Below are 23,110 nucleotides of genomic sequence, written 5' to 3'. Positions count from 1 at the left end.
GGGCTCCCGCGTCGGCGCCGTGCGTGCCATAGTGACGCTGGCGTTGGTGCGTGTCGACGGGGGCCCGCGAGATCAGGAGCCTTGACGATGCCGAACGATCCCGGCCTCCCCGATCTGGCCGAGCAGCTCAACCACCTGTTCACCTCGGTGCGAACAGCGCAGGGCCAGCCGCGGTGGAACAACGAGACGGCCTCGCTGGAGATCGCCCGGACCGGACTGACGATGTCGTCGGCCTACCTGAGCCAGCTCCGCAACGGGAAGCGGCTCAACCCGTCGGCGCGTCATCTCGCGGCCCTGGCCGATCTGTTCGGCGTGCCGATGGAGTACTTCTTCGATCCCGGGCGCCGGTCCGTCATCGACGACGACCTCCAGTTGCTCACCGCACTGCGCGACACCGGCGCCCGCCGGCTCGCCCTGCACGCTCAGGGCCTGTCACCGGCCAGCGTCGAGAACGTGCTGGGCATCATCGATCAGTTGCGGCGGCTGGAGAACCTGCCGGCCACGCCGGCCTGACCCCAGCCGGTCCGGCGATCGCCTCCAAGACGGTCATCAGCCGGAGCACACCGGTCGGCGACGGGTACTCGGATTCGGCATCCGGCTCGGTGTAACCGGCACGGCCCGACGGGTGAGCGTGGAACGGCACGGTTAGCAACCCCCGAGGCAGGACGCGAGGACGATCAGCACCAGGTGGTCGATCTCGTGTCGGGCCCTGCCCGCAACGCATCGGTTCATCGCCGTCTCCCTTTCGGCCAACTTCGGTGATGACGAGACGTTCGGCAACCGGGCCGAGTTGCGGCACGAACCCGGACTCTTTTCGCTTCGGGCCGAACCGGAACCGAGAAATTCACTTGTGAGTGAGCACTCACTCAGTTAAGTTGGGCGCCGTGAGAACCCCCGGCACACGAGCCGCGCCCATGCCTCCGGAGCAGCGCCGGGCCGCCATCATCGATGCGGCCCTCCCCCTGCTCCGCACCCATGGCGCCGATGTGACGACCAAGCAGATCGCCGAACGGGCCGGGATCGCCGAAGGCACCCTGTTCCGGGTGTTCCCGGACAAGGAGGCCCTTCTGGTGGCCGCCGTCCAGCAGGTGTTCGATCCGAGACCGGCCCTGCTGGAGATGGACCGGATCGACCTCACCTTGCCGTTGCGCGAACGGATGCGGGCCGCCGTCGAGATCATCGCCCGTCGCCTCGACTCGGTGTGGGAACTGATGTCCGCCCTGCGGATGATGGGCCCACCCGACCAGAACCCGCGGTTCCGGGAGGCCCTGCCGCCCAGTCATCTCAACGACCTGCTGCAGGACGCCCTGTCCCGCCTGCTGGAACCGGACCGCGACCAACTCCGGGTCGAGTCGGCCCAGGCCGCCCGGCTGCTGCGGCTGGTCACCTTCGCCTGCACCCATCCCCGGATCACCGACGACAGTCCACTCAAACCGGACGAGGTGGTCGACCTGCTGTTGGACGGACTCCTGGCCCACCACCCGATCTAGACCCGCGACCGAACCTCACCCCCCAGCCCTTCCACCACCGGGACCGCACATGCTCATCCGATTGCTTCGTCACTACCTGAGCGTCTACCGAATGCCGCTGACCATGGTCGTCATCTTCCAGCTGATCGGCACGATCGCCTCCCTGTACCTGCCGCGACTCAACGCCGACATCATCGACAACGGAGTGGCCAAGGGCGACACCCACTACATCTTCACGGCCGGCAGCTACATGCTGGCGGTGACGGTGCTGCAGATCGTGTGCTCGGTCGCCGCCGTGTATTTCGGCGCACGCGCGGCCATGGGATTCGGTCGCGATGTGCGATCCGGGCTGTTCCACCGCGTCGGCCAGTTCTCCGATCGCGAGGTGAACCAGTTCGGCGCTCCCTCGCTGATCACCCGCACCACCAACGACGTGCAGCAGGTACAGATGCTGGTGCTGATGAGTTGCACGCTGCTCGTGGCCGCACCGATCATGTGCGTCGGCGGCATCATCATGGCGCTGTCCGAGGACGTCGGGCTGTCGTGGCTGCTGCTGGTCGCGGTGCCGGTCCTGGTCCTGGCCATCGGCGCGATCGTCATCCGGATGGTGCCCCAGTTCCGCAAGATGCAGTCCCGTATCGACACGATCAACCGGGTCCTGCGGGAGCAGATCTCCGGGATCCGGGTCGTTCGCGCGTTCGTCCGTGAGCCGCAGGAGAAGGCGCGATTCGCCGACGCCAACACCGCCGTCACGCAGACGGCCATGCGAGCCGGTCGGTTGATGGCCCTGATGTTCCCGACCGTCATGCTCGTCATGAACGTCTCGTCGGTCGGGGTGCTGTGGTTCGGCGGCCATCGCGTCGACTCCGGGCAGATCCAGGTCGGACAGTTGACGGCGTTCCTGAGCTATCTCATCCAGATCCTGATGTCGGTGATGATGGCGACCTTCATGGCGGTCATGGTGCCCCGCGCCGCCGTCTGTGCGGAACGGATCACCGAGGTGCTCGACACGGACAGTTCGGTGGTACCACCGCTTTCGCCGACGATGCCGGCCCAGCGCACCGGGGCGCTGGAATTCGATCACGTGGAGTTCGGCTACCCGGGGGCGACCGAGCCCGTCCTGCGTGACCTGACGTTCCGGGCCGAACCGGGACGGACGACGGCCGTCATCGGGTCGACCGGTGCGGGCAAGACGACGCTGATATCGCTGATCCCACGGCTGTTCGATGTGACCGGCGGCGTGGTGCGGATGGACGGGGTCGACCTCCGCGAGCTGGCTCCGCAAACCCTCTGGGAGCGGATCGGTCTGGTGCCGCAGAAGCCGTACCTGTTCTCCGGCACGGTGGCCAGCAACCTGCGCTACGGAAATCCGGACGCGACCGACGCCGACCTGTGGCACGCACTGGAGATCGCCCAGGCCCGTGACTTTGTGGAGAAGATGCCGGACGGCCTCGACTCGAGGATCGCGCAGGGCGGCACCAACGTCTCCGGCGGGCAGCGGCAGCGCCTGGCCATCGCCCGGGCCCTGGTCCGGAAGCCGTCGATCTATCTGTTCGACGACTCGTTCTCGGCGCTGGACCTGGCCACCGACGCTCGGTTGCGGGCGGCCCTGAAACCCGAGACCACCGACGCCACCGTGATCATCGTGGCCCAGCGCGTGTCGACCATCATCGACGCGGACCAGATCATCGTGCTGGAGGACGGCCGGATCGTCGGGCGGGGCCGCCACGAAGATCTGCTCGAAACGTGCGAGACGTACCGGGAGATTGTCACCTCCCAGATGGAAGCCGAGGTAGCGGCATGAGCGAGCACACGAGCGAGGAACGAGCGAGGCGCGGAGCGAATGTCGCGACGACCATGGAAGCCGAGGTAGCGGCATGACCACGACCCAGGCCGGAAAGGGCCCGCAGTCCGAGGCGGACCGCGAGATCATCCGCAAGGCCGCCCCGCGGCGTGGCCCCGGCGGCGGAGGCGGACCGTTCGGCGGGATGGGCATGCCGGCCGAGAAGTCACTGAACTTCGGGCCGTCGGCCAAGCGTCTGTTCGGCCGGTTGAAGCCGGAGAGTCTGGGCGTGGCATTGGTTCTCCTGCTCGCCGTGGTCAGCGTCACGTTCTCGGTGATCGGCCCCAAGATCCTCGGCAAGGCCACCGACACCATCTTCACGGGCATCATCGGCAAGCAGCTGCCGCTGGGCCTGACCAAGGAGCAGGCCATCGACGCCGCCCGGGCCCGCGGGCAGGGCACGTTCGCCGACCTGCTGTCCGGGATGAACGTGGTTCCGGGCCATGGCGTCGATTTCACCGCGCTCGGGCACGTGCTGCTGGTGGTCATCAGCCTGTACATCGCGGCCTCGGTCTTCTCCTGGCTGCAGGGCTACCTGCTCAACGGGATGGTGCAGCGCACCGTGTTCCGGCTGCGCCGCGACGTCGAGGACAAGTTGAACCGGCTGCCCCTGGTCTACTTCGACCGGCAACAGCGTGGAGAAGTGTTGAGCCGCGTCACCAATGACATCGACAACATCTCGCAGTCCTTGCAGCAGAGCATGAGTCAGCTGCTCACCTCGCTGCTGACCGTGGTCGGCGTACTGGTCATGATGATCGTCGTCTCGCCGTTGCTGGCGGTGATCGCCGTCGTCGCCATCCCGCTGTCCCTGGTGGTGACCACCGTCATCGCGAAGCGGTCGCAGAAGCTGTTCGTGGCCCAGTGGCGACACACGGGGGCCCTGAACGGCCAGATCGAGGAGGCGTTCACCGGTCACAGCCTGGTGAAGGTGTTCGGCCGGCAGCCCGAGGTGGAGAAGACGTTCGAGGACAAGAACGACGAGCTGTACAACGCCTCGTTCGGCGCGCAGTTCGTGTCCGGCCTGATCATGCCGGCGATGATGTTCATCGGGAACCTGACCTACGTGGCCGTCGCGGTGGTGGGCGGTCTGCGGGTGGCCAGCGGCGCGATGTCGCTCGGCGACGTGCAGGCGTTCATCCAGTACTCCCGCCAGTTCACCCAGCCCCTGACCCAGGTGGCGTCGATGGCGAACGTGCTGCAGTCGGGGGTGGCCTCGGCCGAACGCGTCTTCGAGTTGCTGGACGAGCAGGAGCAGACCGCCGAGGTGGAGCGGGCCGTACCGATCGCCTCGACCGCGGGTCGGGTCGAGTTCGAGCACGTGTCGTTCCGGTACCTGCCGGACACTCCGCTGATCGAGGATCTGTCCCTGGTCGCCGCGCCGGGGCAGACGGTGGCCATCGTTGGCCCGACCGGGGCGGGCAAGACGACGCTGGTCAACCTGATCCTGAGGTTCTACGAGATCGATTCCGGCCGAATCACTCTCGATGGCGTCGACATCCGGGAGATGACCCGCGGCGACCTGCGGTCCCGGATCGGCATGGTGCTGCAGGACACCTGGCTGTTCGGCGGCACGATCCGGGAGAACATCGCCTACGGACGGCCCGGGGCCACCGAGGAGGAGATCCTGGATGCCGCGCGGGCGACCTACGTCGACCGGTTCGTACATTCCCTGCCGGACGGGTACGACACCGTGATCGACGCCGAGGGCAGCAACGTCAGCGCCGGCGAGAAGCAGTTGCTGACCATCGCCCGGGCGTTCCTGGCCGACCCGTCCCTGCTGATCCTCGACGAGGCGACCTCGTCGGTCGACACCCGCACCGAGCTGCTGGTGCAGCACGCGATGGCGGCTCTACGCACCGACCGGACGAGTTTCGTGATCGCGCACCGGCTTTCGACCATCCGTGACGCGGACCTGATCCTCGTCATGGAGTCCGGCCGCATCGTGGAGCAGGGCACCCACGAGCAGCTTCTGCAGGCGCAGGGCGCCTACTTCCGGCTCTACAACGCCCAGTTCGCCGGGGCCGTGGTCGACGAGGAACCAGTGGCGCCGGCCGGGCCGGTTCAACGCTGATCCGGCGCCGCCGCATCACCCCGTGGGCCACGTCTCAGTGGGGGGTGCGGCGGCGTGGCCGAAGCAGCAGGTAGTGTGAAGAGGTCGAGACGCACCACCGGTGCGCTCGGGTCGTTGCTGCGGGCACCAATGAAGGTGCCTTCTTGTCCGCCGGTGCATTGCCGGGTTGGCCAGCATTACGGCCAACCATCAGCGCGGCCGCTGGCTCCCCCTCCCGGGAACATGGTCGCGTGCCACCGTGCCCATGGCACAGCAAGGACCGTCTACGCACATGTCATCCCCCAACACTTCCGGCCGTTCCACCTCGGGCCAGGGCCGCTCCGGCGGCTCGTCGGGTCGCCGGTCGGGCGGCGCCGGCGCGGCGCGCTCCGGCGCCCCTCGCGGCGACCGTCGTGGTGCCGGCTCGGCCCCGTTCTACTCGAGCACCTCGGCCGGCGCGAGCACCGGCAGCGTGTTCTCCACCGGCGCCTTCGCGGCCAGCATCCCGGCCACCGGCACCGATCGTCCGCGCAGCGCCGACGGCGACCGTCGCGGCCGCTCCGAGGCTCCGCGCACCGACCGTCCGGCCCGTGGTGACCGTTCGGCCCGCCCGGCCCGCACCGGTGACGCGCCGCGCACCGAGCGGCCCGCCCGCGGCGAGCGTCCGGCCCGCACCGAGGGCGGCCAGCGGCCGGCCCGTCAGGGCGGACAGGTCAACTCGCGCGGCCGCGGCGGACGCCGCAACGCCGCCGTCGACGACCGCACTCCGGTCACCTTCGCCGCCGGAACCCCGCACGCCAGCCAGCGGCCGGCCACGGAACCGGTGACCGCCGGCTCCCTGTTCGCCGCCGCGAAGACGATCAAGGCCGACGCGGCTCCGGTCAGCGACGTGACGTTCGCCGAGTTGGGCGTTCCGGAGAAGCTGATCAAGCCGCTCGCCGCCCTGGGTGCGCTGTCCCCGTTCCCGATCCAGGCGGCCACTCTTCCGGTGTCGCTGACCGGGCGGGACGTCCTCGGACGCGGCCGCACCGGCTCGGGCAAGACCATCGCCTTCGCGGTGCCCCTGGTCGCCCGCCTCACCGGTGGTCGCCGCACCCCGAACCGCCCGCGCGGTCTGGTGCTGCTGCCCACTCGTGAGCTGGCCCTGCAGGTCGCCCGCACTATCGAACCGTTGGCCACCGCGGCCGGTCTGAAGACGGTCACCATCTTCGGCGGCGTCGGCTTCGGACCGCAGACCACCGCGTTGCGCGCCGGGGTCGACATCGTGATCGCCTGCCCGGGCCGTCTCGAGGACCTGATCAAACAAGGCGTCTGCAACCTGGGCGATGTCGACGTCACCGTGCTGGACGAGGCCGACCACATGGCCGACCTCGGTTTCCTGCCGGGCGTCCGCCGGCTGCTGCGGGCCACCCGTCCGAACGGCCAGCGCCTGCTCTTCTCGGCCACCCTGGACAACGGGATCTCGGTGCTGGTCAACGATTTCCTGACCGATCCGGCCGTGCACGCCGTCGATGACGCCACCTCGCACGTCGAGACCATGACGCACCACGTGTTCGCGGTCAGCAAGGACGACCGCAACGAGGTCATCCGTCAGCTCGCCCTGGGCGGCGGACGGCGGATGTTGTTCACCCGCACCAAGTTCGGCGCCAAGAAGTGGGCGGCCGCGCTGTCCAAGAACGGCATCCCGGCGGTCGATCTGCACGGCAACCTGTCGCAGAACGCGCGTGAGCGCAACCTGGCGGCGTTCTCCACCGGCTCGGCCAAGGTGCTGGTGGCCACCGACATCGCGGCCCGCGGCATCCACGTCGACGACGTCGAGCTGGTGGTCCACCTTGACCCGCCGACCGAGCACAAGGCCTACCTGCACCGCTCGGGCCGCACCGCCCGGGCCGGTGCCGGCGGGACCGTCATCACGGTGATGCTCCCCGAGCAGGGCGAGGACGTCCGCAAGCTGATGAAGCTGGCCGGTATCTCGGCCACCACCACCGCCGTGCGCCCGGGTCACCCGGCGATCGTCGAGCTCGCCGGCTGATCTCACCGCCCAGACCAGAACTGCCCCGCACCCAACCGTGCGGGGCAGTTCTGCGTCAGGGGTGGTTCGGTCTCCGGGACCTCGCTACAGGGCGTTGAGCACCCGCGTCATCTGCTCGGCAGTCCGGTCGCCGAGCCGGTTGAACTCGCCCTGGACCGCCCACCCGACGAGCCTGAGCACGCCGTGGAAGGCGATGTTGGCCTCGTAGGTGATCAGCGTTCCGCCGCCGACCGGGCTGAGGTTGATGTCGTCGGTCGACGTAGCTCGTTTGTTGCGTCCCTCGAAGACCAGCCGGCGTGGCTGCCGCTTCAGCAGCCGGTAGTCCAGGGTGGTCTCCTTGCCCCGGAACTGCGACACGTTCGTCCAACTCGACCCCTCATGGACGGGGCCGGTGTCGACGCGCTTGCAGGTCTTGGTTCCTGGATCCCATTGCTCGGCATGGCCGAAATCGGAGAGGTACTCGACGACCTTCTCGATCGGCGTCGAGACCGTGAACGTGCGCGTGACCCTGACCATGGCGATGACATCCTCTGGGCTGGTTGCGGGGTGGCTCTGCGGTTGCGTGTACCCACTGCTCCCGGGGTCAAACGGCAGCTACCGGTTCGAAGAAGGCCAGCACGGCGGCCCGGTCGACCGCACCGAGCTCCTTCGGACTCCACTGCGGGTTCCGGTCCTTGTCGATCACCTGCGCCCTGATCCCCTCGGCGAAGTCCGGGTGAGAGAGGAAGTGACTGCAGACCCGCAGATCCTGGCCCAGAACCTCGTCGACCGTCATGTTCCGGGCGCGCCGCACCGCCTCCAGGGCCACCTTCAAGGCGGTCGGGGACATCGCGGCGATGACGTCGGCCGCCTGCCCGGCGGCCGGGTCGCGATCCCGCCGCAGATTGTCCAGGATCCCCTCGACGGTGTCGGCGACGTAGGCCGTGTCCATCCAGCCGGGATGAGTACCGGGCGCGGGCGCGGGCAGCTCGGGCACCACCCCGGACCGCAGGGACAGCGCCAGGCCAGGCAGGTCCGCGGAATCCACGAGATGATCGGCCAGGCCGGCATGGATCGCGGCCGGCCCGTCGAGGCGGGCACCGGTGAGCGTGCAGTGCACGCCAAGGCCCCCTGGCGCCCGGGCCAGCAGATACAGGGCCCCGACGTCCGGCGACAACCCGATCGCCGTCTCCGGCATGGCGACCTGGGAGCGTTCGGTCACGACGCGGATCCCCGCGTGCGCCGAGATGCCCACTCCTCCACCGAGAACCAGACCGTCCATGAACGCGACCACCGGTTTGCGGTAGTGGGCGATGAGGGCGTTCATCTCGTACTCGCGGGCCCAGAACCGGCCCGGCGCGACCCCGTGGCCGTGCATCCCGTTGTAGACCTCACGGATGTCGCCGCCGGCACACAGACCGCGGGGGCCGGCGCCGTCGATCAGTACCACGTCGACCTCCGGGTCGTCCTGCCACGCGGCCAGCGCGTCCGAGGCCAGCCCGATCATCTCCGGGCTCAGCGCGTTGATGCGCTCCGGTCGGTTCAGGGTGAGATGCCCGAGGCGACCCTCGGTCCGGGTGAGCACGTGCGGGGCGGTGGCCGACATGCCAGCACGTTATCTCCCACGATGCCGGGAAACGCCATCGCGGGGTGGGCCGGGCTGGCAGAATGCCGAGCATGTCGCTCGCACCGGGCGAGGTCTTTGCCGGTTTCACCATCGAGCGCGAACTGGGCGCCGGCGGCATGGGCGTCGTCTACCTGGCTCGGCATCCCCGGCTGCCCCGGCACGTCGCGCTGAAGCTGCTGCGCACGGATCTCGGCGCCGACACCTCGTTCGTCAGCCGCTTCCGGCGGGAAGCCGAGACGGTGGCCCGCCTGGATCATCCGAACATCGTCTCGATCGACGACAGCGGCGCCGACGGCGGGCAGCTGTGGATCAGCATGCGATTCATCGACGGCACCACCGCCTCGGAGGCCCTGGCCGGCCATCCGAACGGGCTGGACCCGGCCCGTGTCGTCCACATCGTCGAGCGGGTCGCGTCCGCGCTCGACTTCGCCCACCGGCACCGCGTGGTCCACCGCGACGTGAAACCGGCCAACATCCTGCTCACCGCGGATCCCGACGACGGTGACGAACGGGTCTACCTCACCGATTTCGGCGTGGCCAAGGCGATGGACGAGATCGAGGCCCAGGCCACCGCACTGACCACGGCCGGCGGCGTGGTGGCCACCCTCGACTACGCCGCCCCGGAGCAGATCGAGGGCAAACCACTCGACGGTCGATGCGACGTGTACGCCCTGGGCTGCGTCCTCTACAAATTGCTGACCGGGGTCATCCCGTTCCCGGGAGAGACGTTGGCGGCCAAGGTCTACGCCCGCCTGCACAACGCGCCGCCGGTACCGAGCGATCGGGTGCCGGACCTGCCCGCCGGCTTCGATGAGGTGGTGTCGAAGGCCCTGGCCCTGGATCCCGACGACCGATACCAGACCGGCAAAGCGCTGGCCGTCGCGGCCCGGGCGGCGTTGAACACGGCCCCCCGTGGCAGCACGTCGACCGTCCGGATCGACCCCACCGATCCGGACCGGACCCAGTCCCTGATGCCCGGACCCGGGCACCCCGCCAATCCGCCCACCCGTCAGATCAGCCCGTCCGACCCCGGCACCCCGCCGCCGGGATCCGCGACCGGCCCGTCCGCCGGCTACTCGACGTCCGACAGCCTGCCGTCGGACGTGGCCCATCTGCTCGGCCACGGGCCGTACCGGGCCGGCCCCGGGCCATCCGGTATCAGCCGGACTCGGACGATCCGGCGCCGTTCCTGGCTCGCCGTCGGCGGCGTCGCCCTGGTGGCCGCGGTGGTTGTCGGGGTGGTCATGCTGCAACCTGCTCCGGTCGCCGGTACCGCCGGGGTCGGGCCGTCCGGCCACTCGACTCCGGCGTCGTCAGGCGGTTCGTCGAGCTCGGCGGCGTCCAGCGGCCCGAGCCGGGCGTCGTCGGGCAGTTCCTCCAGCTCGGTGGCCGCCAGCACGCCACCCGTGGCCGGCCTGTCCGGATCGACGCCGCTGGGGCCCGGCGTCATCGTCGCTTCCCGTCAGTACCAAGGCAAGTGGGCGCTGTACCCAATCGACGCGACCACCGGCAAGGTCGGCCCGGCGATCACCCGGAAGCCGGCCGAATCACCGCAGAATCCGCTCATCTCGACCCAACGCGGTTCCCTGATCTACCTTCAGGGCGGCGGTACCAGCGGCGACCGGAACACCATCCGCACGTCGGCTGTCAACGGCGACGGAGATCGGCAGTTGTTCGCCACGCCGACCGCGTGTGTGTCGATCAGCCGACCGGCCTGGGACCAGGCCGACCCACAGAGGCTGGCGATCAACTGCTCGACGGCGGACGGGCCGACGTTGCTGGAGATCGTCACTCTGGACGGCAAGCTGGTCACCACCCTGGACACCCACCTCCGCACGGTCGATGATCTGTCGTTCTCGCCCGACGGAACCCAACTCGTCTACTGGGGTTCGACCGGCGCCAGGGCCGGCGACGGCGGCCTCTACATCCAGGCCACCGACGGCAAGTCGAAGCCGAGGTCCCTCACACCGGCCGACGGTCACGATGCGGACTGCGACTTCTCGCCGGACGGAAAGCAGGTGGTGTTCCGCCGGGTCGACGCGAGCGACCCGACGCATCCGCACATCGCAGTCGTCGGCGCCGACGGCACGGGGCTCCGCACTCTGGCCGCCGTCGGTCAGGGTCCGGTCTGGTCGCCCGACGGCAAGCAGATCGCCTACAAGAACGACGCGACACGGCCGGACGGCACCAAGAAGGCGGAGATCTTCGTCGTGAACGCGACCGGCACGTCCACGCCGCGTGAACTCGCCACCGACGACGCCGGCACCGTGGGCGGGTCACCGATCTGGGGTCCGCGGTGACACCGATTCATCCCGAAGGGCAGCCAGCGCAGCGAGGATCAACCGGGCATTGGCATTGACGTAGGTCTCCACTGCCCCGGTCAGATTCGGGAACTCGCTCTCCGACAACAACAGTGACGGGGCGGCCAACACGGCGCCGAGTTCGCCCAGCACCGGACGCAGTTGCCAGTCGGCCAGATGCCGGTGGGCCGGGCCGGCCGAAATCGTCAGCGGTAACACCACGGCACGGTCCAACGACCCGGCCGGCAGTGTGTCGAGCAACAGCTTGAGCAACCCGGTGAACGAGGCCTTGTAGGTCGGGGTGGCCAGGATCAGGATGTCGGCTCCCCTCACCGCCGCAACGGTGGCGGCCGCCTCCGGCGACAGAGCCCAGGGAGCGAGCAGACCGGTGCCGATGTCGGCCAGATCGATCACCTGACCGCAGGGCGCCGGGACCAGTGCGGCGACGGCATCGGCGAGCGCAGTGGCGGCGGCAAGGGTGCGGGACCCGGATTTCGGGTTGCCGACGACGGTGACGACGGACGTCATCGGGCCACCGGCTTGCGCTCTCCGGCCGTCACCGCGAGCGACAGCGCGTTACCGGCCGGCGGCGCCGGGCAGGTGCCGAAGTCGGAGAACGCGAACGGGAAGTTGACCGCACGATTGAAGTCGACCTGCACTCGCCCGTCGGAATCCGGTGCGGCGGTGGTGACGGTGCGCCACGAGGCAGTGATGGCACCGTTCGTAAGGTCGTGGAACGGGATGTTCAGGGTGCCGCCAGCGCCGGCCGTGGCGATCAGGGTTACGGGTGCTCCACCCGGCCGGATGGTCACCGTACCGACACCGACCACGTCCTGGACGAGGTCGGCCCGCGCGGTGCTCACCCGGATCGTCCGCGGTTCGGTGAACGGATCGAAATGGCCCGAGATCCGCCACGCCTCGTCGAGCGGAAACGTCGGGACCCCGGCAAACCCACGAAGCGCCGGGGCCTGCGGATCACGGGTCCGGACGGCGTAGCGGCCGCCTCGCAGCGCGAGTTCGATCGCGACGTCGCCGAGCGTCAGCCACTCGAGCGAGCCGGCCTCGGCCACCTCCGCCTTGACCACACCGTCGACCGGGACATCCTCGTCCTCGCCGCGGACCCGGTAGCCGTCGTCGGCCGACGCCTGCAGCACGGCGTGCCCGTGGGCGGAGTGGAAACGGCCGGGCAGACCGTCGAGGGCCGACGGTACGTCCGGCAGCCAGTGAAAGGAGGTCAGGCTCAGCCAGCCATGCGGCGTCGCCAACGCCCGCTCCCGGGCCGAATGCCATTCCTGCCAGTTGGTTTCGTACGGCTCCACAGCTGAATTCATGTTTGGTCTCCTCGGTGCGGTCAGGCGGCGGTGGAACGGGCGTCCCGGCGGGCCACCTCATCGCGGACGATCGGAATGACGTAGCGACCGAAATCAATGGCGTCATCGAGAATGTCATAGCCGCGAGCCGACAGGATCCGTACCCCGAGGTCGTAGTAGTCCAGCAGGGCGGCCGCCACGGTTTCCGGGGTCCCGACCAACGCGGTCGAGTTACCCCCACCGCCGGTCAGGCCGGTCGGGGCCGTCCACAACGCCCGATCGTGCCGCTCACCCGCCTCGACAGCAGCCAGAAGCCTCTGCGAGCCCGCGTTCTCCGGGGTTCCGGACCGCCGGAAGGTCAGGCGTCCGGCGGCGTGGTCCTTGATGCGGCCCAGGATCGTCTCGGCCTTGGCCCAGGCCAATTCCTCGGTGGGGGCGATGATCGGGCGGAACGCGACCTGCAGGGTTGGGCGATCCTTCCCGGCCGCGGCCGCCGCGGCGTCGATCGAGGCGATCTGCTCGCGGGTTCCGGCCAGCGGCTCGCCCCACAGCGCATAGACATCGGACTCGGCCGCTCCGACGGCATAGGCAGCGGCCGACGACCCGCCGAAGGAGACCCGGGGACGGGGCTGCTGAACCGGGAAGATGTCGGAGACGAAATCCTCGATCTGGTAATACTTCCCGTCGAAGTCGAACCGCTCGGTGGAGGTCCAGGCTTGTTTGACGATCTGGATGTACTCCCGGGTGCGGTCGTATCGCGAGTCCTTGTCCAGATGGTCACCCTCGGCGGCCTGGTCGGCGGTCGATCCGCCGGTGATGAAGTGCACCTCGAAGCGACCGTGCGAAATGTGGTCGAGCGTGGCGAACGTCTTCGCCGCGTAGGTCGGGACGGAGACATTGGGACGCTGGGCCAGTACCAGCTTGATGCGCTCGGTCTGGCCGGCCACGTAGGCGGCCACGGCGGCCGGGTCCGGTGAGCCGGAGTGATACGCGAAAAGGACACGGTCCCAGCCGTTGTCCTCGTGGGCGCGGGCCAGGCGCCTGGTGTAGTCGAGGTCGAGGCTGCCACCACTGCGGCTGGTCACCTCGCTGGCGTCATTGGTACCGGCAATCCCCAGGAATTCAACGGGCATGACTGATCTCGATTCTGGACGGGTGCGGATTCGGATGGGAAGAAGGAGTTCGGTTGGCCGGACGGGCCGGCGCGGGACGGGCCGAGCGACCGGGTTCGGGTAGCCGGATGGACCCGCTGACATGTGGACGGGAAGCCGCTGCCGCGAGCTGAAGGATCTCGCGGGCCACGGCATCGTTCTGCCGGAACCCGGCGCCGTTGAATCCGGGGCGGGCGAATCCCGCCGACCCGGCCGAGCCGGAAACGGAGGGCCCCAACAGGAATCGGCTCGGATGGACCGTCCGGTCGGCCCGTACGGCGTGACACCCGGCATCGGCCAGTAACTGTCCGCCACCGAGGTCGGTGCCATCGTCGGCGCGGAGATCCTCCACCGCCAGCTCACCGTCGGCCAGCAGGGCGGAGATCACTGGATCGGAGGCGGCCCGCACGTCCGGCTTCGGCAGTCGGGCATCGACCAGAGCATCGGCGACGATCTCACCCGGCACCGCCGGCGAGGTACCGACGAAACGGCCGTCCCGCACCGTGACTGACAGATCCGGCCCTGCGAACTGCACAAGACCGGCCCGGTGCAGGGCCAACAACTCGGCCAGCCGGCGCGGGGGCGGTCCGCTGGCCAGGAAGGAGAACAGGCCGTGGAACTCGCCTTCCAGGTACCGCACCCGATCCGGCGCGCTGATCCGGCCGGCCACGACGGCGCCGGCCAGGACGAAGTACACCGTCAGCAGCGCATTGAAGACGGCGTGGTCGGCCGATTGACGCGGGTCGGTGCGCCGGGCCAGATCTCCCTGTACGTAGTCGACCAGCGCCGCCGAGAGATCGTCACGGTCGTGGAATGTGCGGCCGCGCAACGGCCGGTCGATCAGGTCCATGTCGAACCGATCGGCCGGATCCGGAACGGCGTGCGTGACGATGGCGGCGAACTCGGGTCCACTGGCATCGAGCCGGCCCAGTTCGCTCTCGAACCGCGCCCAGGAGCCGATCGTTCGGTCAGCGTGGGCAGCGAAGAGCCGCCGGTAGTGGGCGGCCGTGAGCTCCTTGACGATCAGCGGCCAGATCTCGGTGGCGAAACTCGCCGTCCCGTCCTCGGCCAGAGCGGCCACTGCGGCCGGCGTGAAATACGTGGGAGGGATCGGCATGGATGACTCCAGGCGGTAGCCCAACTTCGCGTGGTACGGCACTCCGCGGCGGGAGCCGACGTACAGCACCGGCTCTGCTCCGCCGGCGCGGTAGTCGAGGGTGCCGTCTCCTCGCTCGACGAATTCACCACCCCGGCCCTGGAACACCAGCACCATCAGATCGACGAAGGCCAGTCCGAATCCGCGAACCAGCACGGATTGGCCGGGGCGGAGGCCGGCGAGGTCGATGTCAGCCGTGTAACCCGGAGGCAGATAGGCCAGGCCGCCGGCCTCGGCCGCCACGGTCAGCGCGGTCTCCTCTGCGGTGGGTCGCCGATCGAGGTAACCCTGGGCCAGCACGACGAGATCAGCCACGAGTTCGCGGCCGTCTTCGAGTTGGACCCGTTGCGTTGCATCGTCGGTGGCCACATCTTCGACGATGACCGCTCGTTGTCGATGGGTGGTCACGTTCACCGAATCGGGGAAGGAGGCGACGACCCGGTCGAAGGTCCAAGACAGATACAGGGACGCCATCTCGCGGCTGGCGAAGTCGTTCGCAGTGAACGTGTCCGCCACCTCGCCCAAGCCGGCGTCGCCCAGAATGGCGCCCCCCGGCCCGGCCACCCATTCGTCCAGCGGCGGTCCGGGCACGATCGGCCCTTCGCACTCCACCGACTCGTCGGTGAACATGGTGACGTCCTTGGCCACCGAGTTCATCCACAGCAAAGGCGATTGACTGCGCCGCCAGATGCGGCCGCCGCCGACCGGGAACGGATCCACGATGTGGATGTCCAAACCGGAGGCCGGCAACAACGAACCGGCATTGGCGGCCAGGCGCTCCAGCAGCGACACTGTCCTCGGACCGCCCCCGACGAACACCAGCACCCGTGCTCCCGCCGTCACCCGGACACCCCGACTCGACGCCCGTGACGCGCGCCGGGCCGATCCCAGGCCGGCTCCTCCCACTCGGTGAATCCGGCGCCGGGCACCAGTTCCTTGGCGAAGGCCAACGGCCCGATCGTCTCCGGGTCGGCGTTGACGTCGAACCGCGGGTGATATCCGGCAGCCAGGTACAGCGAGCGAGCCTCTGGTTGGCGGGGGCCGGTGGTGAGGTGGATCCGCCGGTAGCCGAGGTCGGCCGCAGCCTTCTCCAACTCGGCCATCAACCGCCGGGCCACCCCTCGGCGACGGTGGCGGGACGAGGTCCACACCCGCTTGACCTCCGCGGTCTGGTCGTCGTAGCGCCGGATCGCACCGCCGGCGATGGTCTCGCCGTTCTGGGTCAGCACCAGGAACACGCCGTGTGGCGCGTCGAAGTCGGTCACCGGCACCTCGGTGAGCTGCGAGTGCGGGGTGACTGCCCCGTACCGCGTGCCGTACTCGATCACCAGGTCGTCCAGCAGCGGTTGTAGTTCCGGATCACCGACGTTCACCCGCGCCACCGTCAGGTCAGGATCACCCGGGACCGGGGAGACGCGCCCTGCACCGACCGGCACGGACGACGCCGAAACATGGTGGGTCAGACCGGCCAGGAAGTGGTCGGTGACCTGGGCCACCGGAACGGCGGACGCCGGGTCGATCAGCACACCGCCATCCGGGAACACGCGCAAATGCGAGGCCAGGACGAACCAGCCCTGCCCGATGTGGGCCGATCCGAGGCTGTTGAGTACCGGGCGCAGCGCATAGTCGACGGCCAGAACGTGGGCCGGGGTGCCGCCGGTCACCAGAGGCAGCACCGACTTCCCCCGAAACCCGAACTGCGGCAACAGGTCCAGAAACACCTTCAGCAGACCGGAATAGGCCGCCTTGTAGACCGGCGAGACGATGACGACGGCGTCGGCTTCGTCGACGGCCTGGACCGCGCCCGCAATGGCCGGATCCGTCGCGTCGGCAGCCAGCAACGCAGCGGCCGGGAGGTCCCGCAACACCAGCGGCGTGACCTGGTGTCCGGCGCGCAGTATCCGACGCGTGACGTGGGACAGCAGCGCGTCCGAACTCGAAATGGCGGACGGGCTGCCCGCGATGGTGACGATCTTGGACATCTCACTCCTGATGGGTCGGTCTGGACTTGGCGGTGATGTCGTCATGCTGACCGTGCCGGAACGGGCTTGTCCCCGGAGAATCTGTTCAGGGAGAACAAATCCGGCGTCCGGATGTTTCCCGATACCAGTCCCGAGATCAGATCGCCGATGGCCGGGGTGAATTTGAAGCCGTGACCGGAGAATCCGGCGGCCACCGTGATCGGGCCCACTCGGTCGACGATGAAATTGCCGTCCGGCGTGGTGGTGTAGAGGCAGGTAACCGGAGCCGGAAGAGTCGGATTTACTCCCGGCAGCCATTCGGCGGCGTAGCCAATCAGCCGGTCGGTGACGATCGGGTCGGGATCGAACGTCCTGGTGTCCGGATGGACCACCGGTCCGGTGCCATGCTCACCGATCTTGATGCCGTCAGCCGATCCGAGTCCGTAGATGCCCTCGGCCCGGAGGTCGGAGCCGGGGTGGTGAATGAAGCTGGGCCAGACCAGGTTCGGATCGATCGGCGGGAAGTGGGCCGGCTGCTCCCGAGTGGTGCGCAGTGGGGGTAGAGCGATCAGCTCGCCCAGGAGATCGCTGGTCCACGCACCTGCGGCCACCACCACCTGGTCGGCCTTGATCGTCGCGCTGTCCAGCACGACCTCGGCGCCGAGCCGGCCCACGGTCAACCGGCGCGCGGTACTGCGATGGATGACGTGGGCTCCGGCCGCGGCCGCCCGTCGCTGCAGGACCGCGACGGCGCGGTCAGCGTCCACCCGCCCGGCTGCGGCGTGATGCAGCACGACGGTGTCGAACCGCAGGCCCGGCCAGTGTTGCGCCGCCGCCTGCGGAGAGAGGATCTGGTACGCAAGGCCGGCGTCGCCCAGCACCTTGGCCAAGCCCTGGACCGCGGCCGGGTCCCCGTGGTCGACGGCACCGGTCCAGCTGAGCAACCGGGTGCCGTCAGCCTCCTCGAGTTCGGCCCACAAGGCGGCGGCCCGCGCCGCCAGCTCGACATAGCGACGGTCCGCATACGCGTGCCGGAAGATCCGCGAACTTCCGTGGCTGGCTCCGCGCACGTGTCCCGGTTCGAACTGCTCCAGCAACGTCACCCGGTATCCGTCAACCGCGAGCCGCCAGGCGGCGGCCGAGCCCATGGCCCCACCACCCACCACCACGATGTGTTGCCGTGTCGACCGCGTGGCCATCGTCCTGTTCCTCTCTGGTTGTCGATCCGCCTTGGCGCGGTGGATCAGCTGTTGGTCTTCGGCAGTCCGGGCGGGTTCACGAGTGAGGTCGGGACCGCTTCGTTCGACAGGTTGTAGGCGGCCAGCCACTTCGCATACTGGCCGTTCTTGATCAGGTAGTTGATCGCGTCGGCCAGCGGCCGCGCCAGGCCGTTGCCCTTCTTCGTGGTCGCGGCGATCAGGCCCTGCAGAGTGGCGCCGGCGCCGGAGTGCGTTCCGGCGTTGCGGGTCGGGTTCGGGCCGCTCGCATCACCCTTGACGTGATAGGCGATACCCGGGTTGGGGCCGAAGTAGATGTCGATCTTGCCGGAGGAGAGGGCCAGGTTCACCGCCGCCTGCGTCGGGTAGTACTTCACGTCCAGCGATTTCCCCTCGGCCTTGAGCTCGGCCTGCCATTCGAGCAGGATCTTCTCCTGGTTGGTGCCCGAGGCGACGGCCACTGTCTTTCCGGCCAGGTTCTGGTAATTGCCGTTGAAATTCCAGGTGCTGCTCTTGTTCACCTCGAACCCCAGGTTGTCCTGACGATAGGAGGCGAAGTCGTACTTCTGCTTGCGGGTCTCGGTATCGGTGATGTTGGAGATGCCGACGTCGGTCTTCCCACTGTCGATTCCGACGAACAGGTTGTCCCAGGTGGCGTTGACGATCTCCGGTTGTAGGCCGTACACCGCGGCGATCAGCCGGCCGAGGTCGGGTTCCGACCCGGTCAGCGTCTTCTGATCGTCACCGATGAAGGACAGCGGCGGGAAGCCGGCCGGCAAGGCCCCCTGGCCGATGACCAGCTTGCCGCTCTCCCGAATGGAGGCTGGAAGCTCGGCGCGGATCGAAGCGACGGTCGGAACGGTGATGGTGGTCGCCGTGCCGGCGCCATTGGTGTGCTGCGCGATGGCGACGTCGGTGGATTCGGAGGCCGCGGTGACCACACTCTGGCCGGCCGCGGCGCTCACGGACCCGGAGCTGGCGCCGGGGGCGGCGCTGCTGCTCGACGAGCCGCACGCGGCAGCGGCCAACAGGGAAGCCAGCACGGCGCCGACTCCGAGCGATGGGAGGAGGCGGGAACGGGTGAACGACATGATGCTCCTTGTACAGGTTGCCCGAACGGGCATCGAAATGGTGCGGCGCAGGCGCCGCGGAAGGGTGATCGAGGAAGTGACCAGATTCAGGAAGAAAGCAACCGGATTTCAGGACGTCAGGAAAGGACCTTGTCCAGGAAATCACGGCAACGCGGGGTCGAAGGATTGTCGAGTACCCCGGCCGGCGTGCCCTGCTCCACGATCTTCCCGCGGTCGAGGAATATCACCCGGTCGGCCACCTCACGGGCGAAGCCGATCTCGTGGGTCACGACGACGAGCGTGGTTCCGGTGCTGGCGAGATCCTTGATGACGGAGAGCACTTCGCCCACCAGCTCCGGGTCCAGGGCCGACGTCGGCTCGTCGAACAGGATCAACTCCGGCTCCAGCGCCAGGGCCCGGGCGATGGCCACCCGCTGCTGCTGGCCGCCGGACAGCTGCCGCGGGTAGGCCTCGGCCTTGTCGGCCAGACCGACCCTGGCCAGCAGATTCTCGGCGCTCCTCCTGGCCTCGGACACCGACTTCAACCTGTGCGCCACCGGCGCCTCGGTGATGTTCTCCAGCACGGTCAGATGCGGGAAGAGGTTGAAGTTCTGGAACACGAAACCGATCTTGGCCCGCTGCTTCAGGATGGCTCGCTCGGGCAGTTCCTTCAGGCGCTGCCCGTGGCGCTTCACCCCGATCGGTTCACCGTGCACGGCGACGTACCCGACGTCGAGCCGCTCCAGATGGTTGATCGCGCGGAGCAAGGTCGACTTGCCCGAACCGGACGGGCCGAGGATGACCGTGACGGTCCCCTTGGCGATCGCCAGATCGATGCCGTCCAACACCTGATTGGCGCCGTACGCCTTGTGCGCGTTGACGATCTCGACCACCGGTGGATGTTCGGTGACGGCCGTTGCATTCAGCACAGCGTCGGCCCGCGTCACTGGGTCACGCCGAATCGGGAGGCGTCGGACGAATCGCGGAATCGGGCCCGCAGGTCGGTCACGCTCTTTCGGGCCTTCTGCAGCGGCGTCAGCGGCATGGTGCGGAGGGCACCCTTGGAGTAGGCCCGTTCCACGTAGTACTGCACGACCGACAGGACCGTGGTCAGGACGAGATACCAGACGGTGGCCACCATCAGCAGCGGGATGATGTCCTCCGGGTAGGTACTCCCCATGGTCTCGACCTGCCCGAACAGATCGAGCAGGGACACGTAGAACACGATCGAGGTGCCCTTGATCAGACCGATCAGCTGATTGACATAGGACGGCACGATGGTGCGCAGGGCCTGCGGGAGTTGGACGCGCCGGAAGGTCCGCCCCTTGGACATACCGAGCGCGGTGGCTGCCTCGAGCTGTCCCTGGTCCACCGAGAGCAGCCCCGACCGGACTACCTCGGCCGCGTAGGCCGCTTCGTTCAGACTGAGCCCGATGACCGCGATCGCCATGTAGGAGAACAGCTTCGACTCGTCGACGGAGAAGAACGCCGGCCCGAACGGGACACCGAACGACAACCGCGGATAGAGCGCGCTGAAGTTGTACACGAAGATCAACACGACGATCAGCGGAATGGATCGGAACACCCAGATGTACAGCCAGGACAGGCCGGACAGCAGCGGATTCCTCGACGATCGCCCGACGGCCAGGATGATGCCGCCGATCAGCCCGAGGACGGCACTGTAGGCGGCCACCTGCAGGGTGACCACCAGCCCGTCGAGGATGACCGGCCGGAGGAACCAGTAGCGGAAGCGGGACCACTGGTAGAACGGGTTGGTGATGAGCCCGTGACCGAACTGGGCGAAGATCACCACGACAACGGCGATGGCGATCCACCGGCCCGGATGGCGCAGCGGAATCACTCGCTGCAGAGCCGTTTTCGGTCTCGCAGCTGACGTGGCGAGCGTCGGCGGGGCGCTCGTCACATTCTTTTCGAGCGGAGTGGTGGACAAGAGATATCTCCATCAATGGCGTCGACGGCAGCAATGATCGCTGGGACGTCGATCGAAAGGACTGAACGGTTGCACAAATCGCCCTGGCGCGCTGATGGCGCAGGACTGCGGTTTGTGGGGTGCCGCCGTGGGTACGGACGGCCTGTCGGTCAGGCCTTACAGAGCGCGCTGGAGACCCGCTGGAGATCGACGTGACGACGTGAGACGCCCAACAGTGACCGCAACCGCGCCACGACGTGGGCGATTGCCGCAAGACCGGTACTGGCCTGGGCTTTCATGTTGATCGTCTCGTCCGTTCGTCCGGCCACAGCAGTGGCCCCACGCTTGCGGGGCTCGGGGTCGAGCACCGCCTGGTCGTCATCCGGAGCACCCCACCGTGTTCGGCACTTGATGTGCACCGAGGGTTGCCGCCCAGCGAGCCGGAGCTTGTCGCTGAATCTCATGACCGTGGAACGAAGCTAACACCGGGAAGCACGCCGGTCAACTCGCGAATGGTCGCCCCCGCGCAGCCATTTCCCCTGAAGCGATTAACGGTCGGGAACGCCGGCCGGCGGTCGGGCCCTCGAACTGGGCATTTTTCGCGGTGTTATGTTGTTCGGCAGGTAATGAGTGTCAGCGTGCAGCCCTGGCTTGCTGGCCGGCAACCCTCCTTCGCGGCGGGGTGCTCCAGGTGACGACCTGGTGATCGCCGATCGGCGGTCGCAAGCGCGAGTCGGCCCGCCGGCCGCCTCCTGACAAGCCCGAACCCATCCCATCCCCCTTGTGAAGGTCTACTCATGTCATCACCTCTCCATCTGGCCATCGCCCTCGAGGGAGCCGGATGGCATCCGGCTGCCTGGCGTGAACCGTCGGCCCGTCCGGCTGACCTGTTCGGAGCCGACTACTGGCTCGATCTGGTCGCTCTGGCCGAGCGTGGTCTGGCCGACTTCCTCACCATCGAGGACTCTTTCTCCCTGGATGCCACCGGCCTGTCGACCGACGAGGACGACACCAATCAGGTCCGCGGTCGGCTGGATGCCGTGTTGATCGCGGACCGGGTGGCCCCGACGACACGACACATCGGCCTGGTGCCGACGGTGCTGGCCACACACACCGAGCCGTTCCACATCTCCAAGGCCATCGCCACCCTCGACCACGTCAGTACCGGCCGAGGGGGCGTGCGGGTGCAGGTATCGGCCCGAGCGGCCGAGGCCGCGCACGTCGGCCGCCGGCAGCTCCCCCTGATCACCCAGGAGAACTATTTCGAACCGGCGGCCCAGCAGGCTCTCTCGGTTCTGCTCGACGAGGCGACGGACTTCGTCGAGGTGATCCGCCGGCTGTGGGACAGCTGGGAGGACAACGCCGAGATCCGTGACGTCACCACCGGACGGTTCATCGACCGCGACAAGATCCACTACATCGATTTCCAGGGTCAGTTCTTCTCGGTCAAGGGACCGTCGATCGTGCCGCGCCCGCCTCAGGGCCAACCGCTGGTGACCGCGTTGGCCCACTCACCGATCGTCTACCGGTTCGCCGCCCGCAGCGCCGATGTCGTCTTCGTCACCCCGGCCGACACCCAGAGCGCGCGCCGGATCCTGGACGAGGTCCGGACGGAGCTCAGGGGCGTCGGCCGCCCGGAGGGCGAACTAGCCGTCTACGCCGATGTCGTGGTCTTCCTGGATTCGCCGACCGAGACCGGCGAGGCGAGAAGAGCTCGATTGGACGCCCTCTCGGGTGCGCCCTACGTTTCCGACGCGTACATCTTCGCCGGTTCGGCCGGTGATTTAGCGGATCTGCTCCTGGCCTGGCAGTCGATCGGCTACACCGGCTTCCGGCTGCGTCCCGGAACTCTCCCGGACGACCTGACCGCCATCACCGAGGACCTGGTTCCCGAACTCCAGTCTCGTGGCGCCTTCCGCACCGAGTACGAATCCGACACCCTCCGCGGGCTGCTGGGTCTGGGCCGCCCGACAAACCGCTACGCCGTTCCGGCTCCGATCACAGGAAGGGTCTGA

19 protein-coding genes and 2 riboswitches are annotated in these 23,110 nt (G+C 68.4%); of the genes, 7 read left to right on the top strand and 12 right to left on the bottom strand.

The annotated features are described in order from the left end of the window. The first annotated feature begins 87 nt into the window (after positions 1-87). The 5 genes from BLS97_RS11850 to BLS97_RS11830 all read left to right on the top strand — a co-directional run bounded on the left by BLS97_RS11850 (position 88) and on the right by BLS97_RS11830 (position 7,394). On the top strand, positions 88-513 hold the full coding sequence (locus tag BLS97_RS11850; protein ID WP_090476139.1) for a helix-turn-helix domain-containing protein: 426 nt from the start codon (positions 88-90) through the stop codon (positions 511-513). Positions 514-914: 401 nt separating this feature from the next. Further along, on the top strand, positions 915-1,490 hold the full coding sequence (locus BLS97_RS11845; protein ID WP_090476138.1) for a TetR/AcrR family transcriptional regulator: 576 nt from the start codon (positions 915-917) through the stop codon (positions 1,488-1,490). Between the two features lie 49 nt (positions 1,491-1,539). Beyond that, positions 1,540-3,273 carry an ABC transporter ATP-binding protein gene (locus BLS97_RS11840; RefSeq protein ID WP_090476137.1) on the top strand — a complete coding sequence of 578 codons (1,734 nt, stop codon included), beginning with the start codon at positions 1,540-1,542 and terminating at the stop codon, positions 3,271-3,273. Between the two features lie 73 nt (positions 3,274-3,346). Further along, entirely contained in the window at positions 3,347-5,383 is a 2,037-nt protein-coding gene (locus BLS97_RS11835) for an ABC transporter ATP-binding protein (RefSeq protein ID WP_090476136.1), read from the top strand. A gap of 271 nt (positions 5,384-5,654) precedes the next feature. Next, positions 5,655-7,394: a DEAD/DEAH box helicase gene (locus BLS97_RS11830; RefSeq protein WP_231988064.1), complete on the top strand. Its 1,740-nt coding sequence runs from the start codon at positions 5,655-5,657 to the stop codon at positions 7,392-7,394. Positions 7,395-7,478: 84 nt separating this feature from the next. Here BLS97_RS11830 and BLS97_RS11825 read toward each other — a convergent pair whose 3' ends face one another. Then, positions 7,479-7,910 (bottom strand): SRPBCC family protein, encoded by a 432-nt coding sequence (locus BLS97_RS11825; RefSeq protein WP_090476135.1) that lies wholly within the window; start codon positions 7,908-7,910, stop codon positions 7,479-7,481. Between the two features lie 67 nt (positions 7,911-7,977). Next, the gene (locus tag BLS97_RS11820) at positions 7,978-8,979 is read right to left on the bottom strand and encodes an enoyl-CoA hydratase/isomerase family protein (RefSeq protein WP_090476134.1); all 1,002 of its coding nucleotides are present in this window, start codon (positions 8,977-8,979) and stop codon (positions 7,978-7,980) included. A 71-nt stretch (positions 8,980-9,050) separates the two neighbouring features. Here BLS97_RS11820 and BLS97_RS11815 point away from each other — a divergent pair, with 71 nt between their 5' ends. Beyond that, a complete protein-coding gene (locus BLS97_RS11815) occupies positions 9,051-11,300 on the top strand; it encodes a protein kinase domain-containing protein (protein ID WP_172832264.1) in 2,250 nt (749 codons plus the stop codon). Here BLS97_RS11815 and BLS97_RS11810 read toward each other — a convergent pair. From BLS97_RS11810 to BLS97_RS24500, 10 genes are all read right to left on the bottom strand, one after another. After that, on the bottom strand, positions 11,277-11,828 hold the full coding sequence (locus BLS97_RS11810) for an NAD(P)H-dependent oxidoreductase (RefSeq protein ID WP_090476132.1): 552 nt from the start codon (positions 11,826-11,828) through the stop codon (positions 11,277-11,279). The genes BLS97_RS11815 and BLS97_RS11810 overlap by 24 nt on opposite strands. Next, positions 11,825-12,631 (bottom strand): DUF1684 domain-containing protein, encoded by an 807-nt coding sequence (locus tag BLS97_RS11805; RefSeq protein WP_090476131.1) that lies wholly within the window; start codon positions 12,629-12,631, stop codon positions 11,825-11,827. Before BLS97_RS11805 ends, BLS97_RS11810 begins: the two co-directional genes overlap by 4 nt. A gap of 20 nt (positions 12,632-12,651) precedes the next feature. After that, positions 12,652-13,743: an LLM class flavin-dependent oxidoreductase gene (locus BLS97_RS11800; protein ID WP_090476130.1), complete on the bottom strand. Its 1,092-nt coding sequence runs from the start codon at positions 13,741-13,743 to the stop codon at positions 12,652-12,654. After that, complete coding sequence (locus tag BLS97_RS11795) at positions 13,733-15,760, bottom strand: FAD/NAD(P)-binding protein (RefSeq protein WP_197676142.1); 2,028 nt, start codon at positions 15,758-15,760, stop codon at positions 13,733-13,735. The genes BLS97_RS11800 and BLS97_RS11795 overlap by 11 nt, the downstream gene beginning before the upstream one ends. Continuing rightward, complete coding sequence (ssuE, locus tag BLS97_RS11790; RefSeq protein ID WP_090476129.1) at positions 15,757-16,899, bottom strand: NADPH-dependent FMN reductase; 1,143 nt, start codon at positions 16,897-16,899, stop codon at positions 15,757-15,759. Before ssuE ends, BLS97_RS11795 begins: the two co-directional genes overlap by 4 nt. 41 nt (positions 16,900-16,940) lie before the next feature. Next, complete coding sequence (locus BLS97_RS11785; protein ID WP_090476128.1) at positions 16,941-18,077, bottom strand: FAD-dependent oxidoreductase; 1,137 nt, start codon at positions 18,075-18,077, stop codon at positions 16,941-16,943. 44 nt (positions 18,078-18,121) lie between these two features. Next, positions 18,122-19,186 carry an ABC transporter substrate-binding protein gene (locus BLS97_RS11780; protein ID WP_090476127.1) on the bottom strand — a complete coding sequence of 355 codons (1,065 nt, stop codon included), beginning with the start codon at positions 19,184-19,186 and terminating at the stop codon, positions 18,122-18,124. 116 nt (positions 19,187-19,302) lie between these two features. Further along, a complete protein-coding gene (locus BLS97_RS23510; protein ID WP_407938018.1) occupies positions 19,303-20,112 on the bottom strand; it encodes an amino acid ABC transporter ATP-binding protein in 810 nt (269 codons plus the stop codon). Continuing rightward, complete coding sequence (locus tag BLS97_RS23505; protein WP_197676141.1) at positions 20,109-21,116, bottom strand: amino acid ABC transporter permease; 1,008 nt, start codon at positions 21,114-21,116, stop codon at positions 20,109-20,111. Before BLS97_RS23505 ends, BLS97_RS23510 begins: the two co-directional genes overlap by 4 nt. 149 nt (positions 21,117-21,265) lie before the next feature. Then, entirely contained in the window at positions 21,266-21,394 is a 129-nt protein-coding gene (locus BLS97_RS24500; RefSeq protein ID WP_407938053.1) for a putative leader peptide, read from the bottom strand. Positions 21,395-21,431: 37 nt separating this feature from the next. Further along, a riboswitch (SAM riboswitch) is annotated at positions 21,432-21,563 on the bottom strand. Positions 21,564-21,717: 154 nt separating this feature from the next. Beyond that, a riboswitch (SAM riboswitch) is annotated at positions 21,718-21,830 on the top strand. Positions 21,831-21,892: 62 nt separating this feature from the next. On the opposite strand from BLS97_RS24500, the gene BLS97_RS11765 reads away from it, so the two are divergent. Further along, on the top strand, positions 21,893-23,110 hold the full coding sequence (locus BLS97_RS11765; RefSeq protein ID WP_090476126.1) for an LLM class flavin-dependent oxidoreductase: 1,218 nt from the start codon (positions 21,893-21,895) through the stop codon (positions 23,108-23,110).

The organism is Nakamurella panacisegetis, from assembly GCF_900104535.1.
Lineage (GTDB): Bacteria > Actinomycetota > Actinomycetes > Mycobacteriales > Nakamurellaceae > Nakamurella > Nakamurella panacisegetis.
Note: the sequence above shows the minus strand (reverse complement) of the source record. Positions and strands in the feature narration are given on the sequence as shown.

Excerpts from the sequence above, each read along its gene's own strand:
- BLS97_RS11780 (WP_090476127.1), bottom strand. The coding sequence starts at position 19,186 with ATGTCGTTCACCCGTTCCCGCCTCCTCCCATCGCTCGGAGTCGGCGCC.
- BLS97_RS11785 (WP_090476128.1), bottom strand. The coding sequence starts at position 18,077 with ATGGCCACGCGGTCGACACGGCAACACATCGTGGTGGTGGGTGGTGGG.
- BLS97_RS11840 (WP_090476137.1), top strand. The coding sequence starts at position 1,540 with ATGCTCATCCGATTGCTTCGTCACTACCTGAGCGTCTACCGAATGCCG.
- BLS97_RS11765 (WP_090476126.1), top strand. The coding sequence starts at position 21,893 with ATGTCATCACCTCTCCATCTGGCCATCGCCCTCGAGGGAGCCGGATGG.
- BLS97_RS11835 (WP_090476136.1), top strand. The coding sequence starts at position 3,347 with ATGACCACGACCCAGGCCGGAAAGGGCCCGCAGTCCGAGGCGGACCGC.
- BLS97_RS24500 (WP_407938053.1), bottom strand. The coding sequence starts at position 21,394 with ATGAAAGCCCAGGCCAGTACCGGTCTTGCGGCAATCGCCCACGTCGTG.
- BLS97_RS11805 (WP_090476131.1), bottom strand. The coding sequence starts at position 12,631 with ATGAATTCAGCTGTGGAGCCGTACGAAACCAACTGGCAGGAATGGCAT.
- BLS97_RS11815 (WP_172832264.1), top strand. The coding sequence starts at position 9,051 with ATGTCGCTCGCACCGGGCGAGGTCTTTGCCGGTTTCACCATCGAGCGC.
- ssuE (WP_090476129.1), bottom strand. The coding sequence starts at position 16,899 with ATGTCCAAGATCGTCACCATCGCGGGCAGCCCGTCCGCCATTTCGAGT.
- BLS97_RS11830 (WP_231988064.1), top strand. The coding sequence starts at position 5,655 with ATGTCATCCCCCAACACTTCCGGCCGTTCCACCTCGGGCCAGGGCCGC.
- BLS97_RS11850 (WP_090476139.1), top strand. The coding sequence starts at position 88 with ATGCCGAACGATCCCGGCCTCCCCGATCTGGCCGAGCAGCTCAACCAC.
- BLS97_RS11810 (WP_090476132.1), bottom strand. The coding sequence starts at position 11,828 with ATGACGTCCGTCGTCACCGTCGTCGGCAACCCGAAATCCGGGTCCCGC.
- BLS97_RS11800 (WP_090476130.1), bottom strand. The coding sequence starts at position 13,743 with ATGCCCGTTGAATTCCTGGGGATTGCCGGTACCAATGACGCCAGCGAG.
- BLS97_RS11820 (WP_090476134.1), bottom strand. The coding sequence starts at position 8,979 with ATGTCGGCCACCGCCCCGCACGTGCTCACCCGGACCGAGGGTCGCCTC.
- BLS97_RS11845 (WP_090476138.1), top strand. The coding sequence starts at position 915 with ATGCCTCCGGAGCAGCGCCGGGCCGCCATCATCGATGCGGCCCTCCCC.
- BLS97_RS11825 (WP_090476135.1), bottom strand. The coding sequence starts at position 7,910 with ATGGTCAGGGTCACGCGCACGTTCACGGTCTCGACGCCGATCGAGAAG.